This is a genomic window from Glutamicibacter sp. BSL13 (assembly GCF_052928425.1).
This window is the reverse complement of sequence record NZ_JAVGCZ010000144.1, coordinates 1-4,678: the sequence shown is the minus strand read 5'-3', so window position 1 is coordinate 4,678 and position 4,678 is coordinate 1. Positions and strand designations below refer to the sequence as shown.

The 4,678-nt window shown below is 68.0% G+C and carries 3 protein-coding genes; all 3 read right to left on the bottom strand.

Annotation, left to right across the window (positions count from 1 at the left end; translation table 11 throughout):
* Positions 1–166: 166 nt before the first annotated feature.
* A complete protein-coding gene (gene guaB / locus RCJ92_RS14970; protein WP_138177292.1) occupies positions 167–1,720 on the bottom strand; it encodes an IMP dehydrogenase in 1,554 nt (517 codons plus the stop codon).
* 64 nt (positions 1,721–1,784) lie between these two features.
* Positions 1,785–3,905 carry an acyltransferase family protein gene (locus tag RCJ92_RS14965; protein ID WP_446754993.1) on the bottom strand — a complete coding sequence of 707 codons (2,121 nt, stop codon included), beginning with the start codon at positions 3,903–3,905 and terminating at the stop codon, positions 1,785–1,787.
* A 221-nt stretch (positions 3,906–4,126) separates the two neighbouring features.
* Positions 4,127–4,678: TCP-1/cpn60 chaperonin family protein (locus RCJ92_RS14960; RefSeq protein WP_446754992.1), on the bottom strand; the 552-nt coding region annotated here is incomplete at its 5' end.

Sequence of the window (4,678 nt, the reverse complement as noted above, 5' to 3'; positions counted from 1 at the left end):
ACCCGTTCCCGCACCGAGTACGCCCGGCGAGCGCGGCGGAGCTAGGCGCGCACCGGCCGGCGGGCGCAACGCCGCAGGCCCCGCACTGCCCCGCGCGGGGCGGGTGGGTGCGGGGCCTGTGGGAAGAACCGCTGGCGGGGCTGCCGACTAGGGCAGCGCCCTGGGGTTAGCGGGACTTGTAGTTCGGTGCCTCGACGGTCATCATGATGTCGTGCGGGTGGGATTCCTTCAGGCCCGCTGCGGTGATGCGCACGAACTTGCCGCGCTCCTTCAGTGCCGGGATGGTGGGCCCACCGACGTAGAACATGGTCTGGCGCAGGCCGCCGACCAGCTGGTGCACCACGGCCGAGAGCGGGCCGCGGTAGGGCACCTGGCCTTCAATGCCCTCGGGGATCAGCTTCTCATTGGTGGGCACATCGGCCTGGAAGTAGCGGTCCTTGGAATAGGAGGTGTTCTTGCCGCGGGTTTCCATGGCGCCCAGCGAGCCCATGCCGCGGTAGGTCTTGAACTGCTTGCCGCCCATGAACACCAGGTCACCCGGGGACTCGGCGGTGCCGGCCAGCAGCGAACCGAGCATCACCGAATCGGCGCCGGCCACCAGGGCCTTGCCGATGTCACCGGAGTACTGCAGCCCGCCGTCGGCGATCAGCGGCACCCCGGCCGGGATCGCGGCCTTGGCCGACTCGTAGATGGCGGTCACCTGCGGCACGCCCACACCGGCCACCACGCGGGTGGTGCAGATGGAGCCCGGGCCCACGCCGACCTTGATGGCGTCCGCGCCGGCGTCAATCAACGCCTGGGCGCCTTCGCGGGTGGCGGCCTGCCCGCCGATGATGTCCACGTGGGCGGCGGCCGGGTCCTTCTTCAGGCGGGAGATCATATCCAGCACGCCCTGGCTGTGCCCGTTGGCGGTGTCCACCACCAGGGTGTCCACCCCGGCGTCGATCAGGGTCATGGCCCGCTCGTAGCCTTCACCGAAGAAACCAACGGCGGCGCCCACGCGCAGGCGGCCCTCATCGTCCTTGGTGGCCAGCGGGTACTGCTCGGCCTTGTCGAAGTCCTTCACGGTGATCAGCCCGGTCAGGCGGTCCTCGTCATCGACCAGCGGCAGCTTCTCGATGCGGTTCTTGGACAGCAGCTGGATGACTTCCTCGCGGGAGACCCCGACCTTCGCGGTGATCAGCGGCATGCCGGTCATCACCTCGTAGACCTTGGTAGTCATGAAGTTTTCGCGCGGCACAAAGCGGGTGTCGCGGTTGGTGATGATGCCCAGCAGCTTGCGGTTCTCGTCAACCACCGGCAGGCCGGAAACGCGGTAGCGGGCGCACAGGTCATCCCACTCGTCCAAGGTGGCGCCCGGGTGCACGGTCACCGGGTCGCTGATCATCCCGGATTCGCTGCGCTTGACCTGGTCCACCTGCTTGGCCTGGTCCTCGATGGACAGGTTGCGGTGGATCACGCCGATGCCGCCCTGGCGGGCCAGGGCGATCGCCATCGGGGCCTCGGTGACGGTGTCCATCGCCGCCGAGATGATCGGGGTCTTGATGTTGATGCGCTTGGTCAGCCGGGTGGTGGTGTCCGCGTCGGAGGGGATCACGTCCGTGGGGCCGGGCAGCAGCAGCACATCATCGTAGGTGAGTCCTTCAAGGGCAAAGGGGTTGAACTCAGACACGTAGGAACCTTTCGGACGAGACGGCGATTGATTACATGGTAGAACCATAATTGCCCCGTCGCGATTCCCGTTTGGCGCCATGTGGTCAAAGTAACGCGCCGGGGGCGGCTGGTTAACGGCCCGGTCCTTCCCAGCCGGTGGCCTTGATGAAGCGGCGCGCGAAGATCTCATCGGCGCTTTGCACAAACGTCTTGGACAGGTGCGAATCGTCCAGGTAGGTGACCACGTTGCCGATCACCGGCTGGCACAGCCCGTCCGGGCAGATCAGCCGGGTCATGTCCAGGGACACCACCCGGTCCCCGTAGTCGTGTTCGGCCAGGAACGTGTCCACCGGGTTCACCGCGGCCATCCGTTCGGTCACCGGGGCGGAGCAGCGTTCGGGATGGTTCGGGTAGCGGTCCACGCATTCGGGCACGTTGAACTCAAAGCGCGGGGTGTCGCGCATCGCGATCACCCGGCTGCCGGCCTGCAGCAGCGGGGCGATCGCCTCGGCGTAGGCCGGGGCCATGCGCTCCTGCTCGGCGGCGCTGCGCCCGAACTCGTCCTCATACTGCCCGGTCACCGAGGCGACGGTCAGCACCATTTGGGGAGCCAGTTCGGCCACGAAGTCGGTGGCGGCCTCCTGGAACTTGGCGCAGCGCACCGCATCATGCTGGCCCACGTCGCCCAGCCGGCAGCCCGGCTCGTGCAGCATCATCCAGCTGCCGCCGGTTTCCTGCATCATCGCGTCCACCGCCTGGCTCCAGTGCTGGGTGTGCGAGTCCCCCAGCAGCACCAGGTCCGGCTTGCCCTGCCGGTCCCCGCCGCGCTGGCAGAAGTAGATGTCCTCATCATCCGGCGCGTAGTCCCCCTCGCAGCCCTGCCCCGGGTTCTGCCACTCCTCGGCCAGTTCGGTGCTCAGCGGCAGCTTGATGGAGGCGCGCTGCGGGTCCCAGTCGCTGGAGGCCATGGCGCCGGGGTTTTCCTGGCGGTCCTGGGCGGCGGCCAGCACCCGGGTGTGTTCCACGCTGGACTGCCACACCGCCACCGGCGCGCACACCAGCACCAGACCCATGCCCAGCACCACGGCCTGGGCCAGCGGCACCCCCAGCTGGCGGCGCTGCAGCCCCGGCAGTGCCGGGCTCCAGTTGCGCAGCGGTTTTTCAATCCACCGGGTGGTGGCCATGGCCAGGGCGATGGCGCCAAGGATCAGCAGGGTGCCGGTGAGTAGTGCCACCGAGGACTGCTGGGTGAAGTGCAGGTAGAACACCAGGATGGGCCAGTGCCACAGGTACATGCCGTAGGAGACATCCCCCAGCTGCACCAGCGGCCGGCGAGAGAGCAGCCAGGCGGCGTTGCGGTGCTCGGGCTCCCCCGGGGCCATCAGCAGCAGTGCCGCACCCAGGGTGGGGATCAGCGCCAACCAGCCGGGGAACTGTGCCTGGACCTCCAGCACCGCCCCGCAGCTGATGATCACAGCCAGCCCCACCCAGCCGCCCACCCGGCGCACCGGTTCGGCCAACCGCTGCAGCCGCGGCAGGGCCAGGGCCACCATGGAGCCCAGCGCGAACTCCCACATCCGGGTGCCGGTGTGGAAATAGGCCAGCGGCTGGTTCACCTGGGTCAGGTGGACCGAGTAGCCCAGGGAGAGGGCGAAGACGATTCCGAACATTCCCAGCGCCACCGTGCTGAAGCGGTGGCGGCAGAAGAAGCGGCGCCAGATCAGGGCGCAGGCCAGCAGCAGCAGCGGCCAGATGATGAAGATCTGTCCCTGGACGGACAATGACCAGAAGTGCTGCAGCGGTGAGGCGGCGGAGGTGTTGAACGCGTAGTAGTCCACGTTCGCCTCGGCCAGCTGCCAGTTCTGCCGGTATAGCAGGGAGGCGGTGGCCTCGTCCATGATCTGTTGCCAGCGGGTGCCGGGCATGAACCCCCAGGCCGCGACAACCACCACGGCGATCACCACCGCGGCCAGACCCACCAGCCGGGAGAAGGTCTTGAGCCAATAACGCACCGGGTTCGGCCAGCGGCCGGACTCGATCTGCCGGGCCATGGAGGCGGTCATGAAGAACGCGGAGAGCATCAGGAAGATGTCCACGCCGCCGGAGACCTTGTCGAACCAGAAGTGATAGCACATCACCAGCAGCACGGCCAGGGCACGCAGCCCCTGCAGGTCCATACGGTAGCCGGAACCGGCCGGACGAGGTGCCGCCGCGGGCCGGGGGTGAAGGGAAGTGGAACTGTTGTGGCTCATAAGAAAACGGGGTCAGGGGTGGGCGCCGGAGGGTGCCCGGGCCCGGTTCGAACCCCACCGTGGGGTCCAGGGAACACTAGGTGACCCCTGATCCTATCAAAGATCGTTATCGAATCGTGACAGAACCGGGCTTCCACCTCCCCGGATACGGCAACGGCCCCGGAACGCCGCTGCCACAGCAGCTGGGGTTCCGGGGCCGTTGGCCTTAGGTGTTGCCGTCCTTAGTGGGCGTGGGCTGCTTCCTCGTCCTCGGCGGGCTTCTCAGCCACCAGGGTCTCGGTGGTCAGCACCAGCGAGGCAATCGACGCGGCGTTATGCAGCGCCGAACGGGTCACCTTCACCGGGTCGATGACGCCGGCGTGCAGCAGGTTCTCGTACTGCCCGCTCTTGGCGTTGAAGCCCTCGTTGGCCGGGGACTCGGCGACCTTGGAAACCACCACGGAGCCGTCAAAGCCGGCGTTGGTGGCAATCCAGTAGGCCGGCTTGACCAGGGCGCGGCGCACGATGGCCACACCCGCGGCCACATCGCCGGCCGCAGCGGTGGCGCGCTCGTCCTCATCCAGGGCGGAGAGGGCGTCCACCAGGGCGGTACCGCCACCGGCGACGATGCCCTCTTCCAGCGCCGCACGGGTGGAGGACACGGCGTCCTCGATGCGGTGCTTGCGCTCCTTCAGCTCCACCTCGGTGGCGGCGCCGACCTTGATCACGCCGATGCCGCCAGCCAACTTGGCCAGGCGCTCGGAGAGCTTCTCGCGGTCCCATTCCGAATCGGT

What these genes read in the sequence shown, in the direction of transcription:
- guaB (WP_138177292.1), bottom strand. Translation starts at nt 1,720, where the DNA reads ATGGTTCTACCATGTAATCAATCGCCGTCTCGTCCGAAAGGTTCCTAC.
- RCJ92_RS14965 (WP_446754993.1), bottom strand. Translation starts at nt 3,905, where the DNA reads ATGAGCCACAACAGTTCCACTTCCCTTCACCCCCGGCCCGCGGCGGCA.